The following is a 2,727-nucleotide window of genomic DNA, read 5'->3' as shown; positions in this document are numbered from 1 at the left end:
TCGTCTTACACTATATAAGAACAATTTAGACATAAAAAAATCAACCATAAGTCAAAAAAAAATAAAAAAATTTTTCACATAAAATGGTTGATAAATTGATTTAAACAATTAAATTTTATATATCACGCATAACAAAATATGGTAACCCCATAAGATACAAGGTATAATAATAGAAAAAGGTATAAAATTCCATTCATGGTATATGGAACACTGAGTTATAGAAACTATAGGTTGAGGAGGGGTAATGATTAAAAAAGTTAGTTTTTATTTTAAGTTGTTACATTTTCACTAGTTGCAATTTTAGTTCAAATAATAAAGCAAGTAATATCATAAAACTAAACTAGAAAGGAGATGGAATAAATGAAAATAGATAGTTTGATATCTATTTTAAAGTCAAAAATAATAATAGATAAATTTTTTTATTTAGATTTTATAATTGTAGTTTTATTTTTATATCTAGAATTAAAAACAAATATAGATTCTATATTCATATGGCTATTTATTTTATTATATATAGTAATAAAATATAGTTTTAGAAAAATATCCTAGGGAATATTTTATATATTTTTTTAGTGGTTAATAAAATAATCACAAAAGATTACCAAAAAACAACTAATGCTTAATATAACATCAAGCATTAGTTGTTTTTTATTACTTTAATATATTAATTTTCATATCCTGATAATACAGGACCACCGACAGGATACCATGCAAAAAATCTATCATTATAGAACTTCCACATTTTATACTCAAATTTTTGTTTTATTATTGCATATTCATAATCATTGTCCTCATTTTCCATTGTCTGTCTAATTTCTTTATAAAAATCTCTTTCTTTTTTTATTATGCTATCTAATACAGCCTCTGTAATTGTATAACCTAACAATGTAGCACTAACTATTGCTCCACCTAAAGAAGCTGAAAAAACTGAATAAAGTCCTGCAGCTATTTGTAATTTTATATCAAATCCTTATTTTACTGCTTCAGTTAACTTATCCTCTCGTTTCCTAATTTCTTGTAAAGTTAATCTTTTTTCTGCCCATTTAGTATCTCCTACTGATGCCATAAAAACCTCTCCTTTTTAATTATATTTAGTAAGACTCTCCCTGTTGGCCGACTAATTTGTCTTACACTATATAAGAACAATTTAGACATAAAAAATCAACCATAAGTCAAAAAAATAAAAAAAATTTTTACATAAAATGATTGATAAATTGATTCAAGTAGAATTCTTACATAAGAAATATAACTATTTATTAATGGTACTGTTAATATATTTTATATTTTTAATCTCTTAGATTTCTTTTTAAAATAACTATTTCTGGATATGTATCTCCTTCTCTATATGTTTCCTGAAAATTAGTATCAGCATGATTGTTTAGTTCAGCAGTACTTATTGCTGCTATATTTCCATGTCCCTATGACATAAATATCCTCTCCTAAACAGAAATAGATTAATCGATTTCTGTTTCACAGTATTTACTGAGAAATTTTATTAACTTTTTAACATTTTCTTCAGTTATAGCTGTTCTTCTTATACCTAATTTTTTATCTTTTTTTGTTATGAAATATATTTTCTTTTTAGCTATTTTCAATTTTTTTAAATTTCTATAATCTATTTTTATAATTGGTAAAAATGATGATAATCTTAAAATAAACTTTTTTTCATACAACTCTAAGCAATATAAATTAGGCTTTTTAAAAGTCATCAATCCGACATAACCGAGAAACAAAAAATCTACAAAACTAAAAATTTTATAAAACATCTCCCAGTCTAATATTATAGTTATTATAAATATTAAAAAACCTATTAAAGAAAAAAAATAAAGCAATACCTCCTGCTAAACGATAAATCCAATTGTCTTTAAATTTAATACCAAGCAATCTTTCTTCCATAAAGTTCAACTCCTAATTATCTTTTTAGATATATTATACAGTATTTTTTTACAATTTTAAACATTAAATAAAAAATAATCCTATTACTATTCGAATAGTCATAGGATTATTTTTATTATATTATGCTAATGCTGTAAGCATACCATATAAAGAACTAATCAAAGCACTTAATGTTCCTATTACTGGACCCATTTCAGCACATATACAAAGTATTCCTAATAAAAGCATAGCAGTTAGTACACCTGCTAAAAGGCCTTTCCAATCAACATCATTAAATCCTTCGAATTCATAACTTTTACCATAAGAATATTGAACATTTTGATATGGAAAAGTACCTGAATACTGGTTATAAGTACCAAACATCCATCCAGTAACATTAAGATTAAATGATATTTCAGTTAAACTTAATTCAACATCTGGATCTACATCAAAAGAAAAAGTATGATAAGCAGTACCCACAAGTTCTTTTAATAGAGATACCCCACCTTTAACTACTTGAATTTGTTCTTCAGTTAAACCGTAATTACTTAAGTAATCATATTCAATTCCTATCTGATGTTTTCCATCAATATATAAATGCATTGAATCGTTCCATATTCTAATGGTTGGATTATTGAAAAAACATTGGTCTATTCTTCCTGTTTCAATTGTAATAGTATCACCTTCTGCATTATAAGGTACTTCTTTAGTTTCTACATGAGTTTTATTTGGTTCCGCCATTTAAATCCTTCCCTTCTTTAACTAATTAGTTTGATAAGACCTATTTAGTCAGCCAACTTGTTTCGTCTTACACTATATAAGAACAATTTAGACATAAAAAAATCAACCATA

General features: G+C 24.9%; 4 protein-coding genes. All 4 read right to left on the bottom strand.

The window, feature by feature from the left end; genetic code table 11:
• Positions 1-664: 664 nt before the first annotated feature.
• The 4 genes from L21TH_RS13150 to L21TH_RS13140 all read right to left on the bottom strand — a co-directional run bounded on the left by L21TH_RS13150 (position 665) and on the right by L21TH_RS13140 (position 2,616).
• Complete coding sequence (locus tag L21TH_RS13150) at positions 665-886, bottom strand: hypothetical protein (protein WP_006317412.1); 222 nt, start codon at positions 884-886, stop codon at positions 665-667.
• Between the two features lie 568 nt (positions 887-1,454).
• Entirely contained in the window at positions 1,455-1,709 is a 255-nt protein-coding gene (locus L21TH_RS13145) for a hypothetical protein (RefSeq protein WP_162138505.1), read from the bottom strand.
• Between the two features lie 46 nt (positions 1,710-1,755).
• Complete coding sequence (locus L21TH_RS14410; RefSeq protein ID WP_006317410.1) at positions 1,756-1,896, bottom strand: hypothetical protein; 141 nt, start codon at positions 1,894-1,896, stop codon at positions 1,756-1,758.
• 120 nt (positions 1,897-2,016) lie between these two features.
• Positions 2,017-2,616 (bottom strand): hypothetical protein, encoded by a 600-nt coding sequence (locus tag L21TH_RS13140; RefSeq protein WP_006317409.1) that lies wholly within the window; start codon positions 2,614-2,616, stop codon positions 2,017-2,019.
• Positions 2,617-2,727 lie beyond the last annotated feature (111 nt).

Source organism: Caldisalinibacter kiritimatiensis, assembly GCF_000387765.1.
Classification (GTDB): domain Bacteria; phylum Bacillota; class Clostridia; order Tissierellales; family Caldisalinibacteraceae; genus Caldisalinibacter; species Caldisalinibacter kiritimatiensis.
This window is presented reverse-complemented; position numbering and strand designations above follow the sequence as displayed.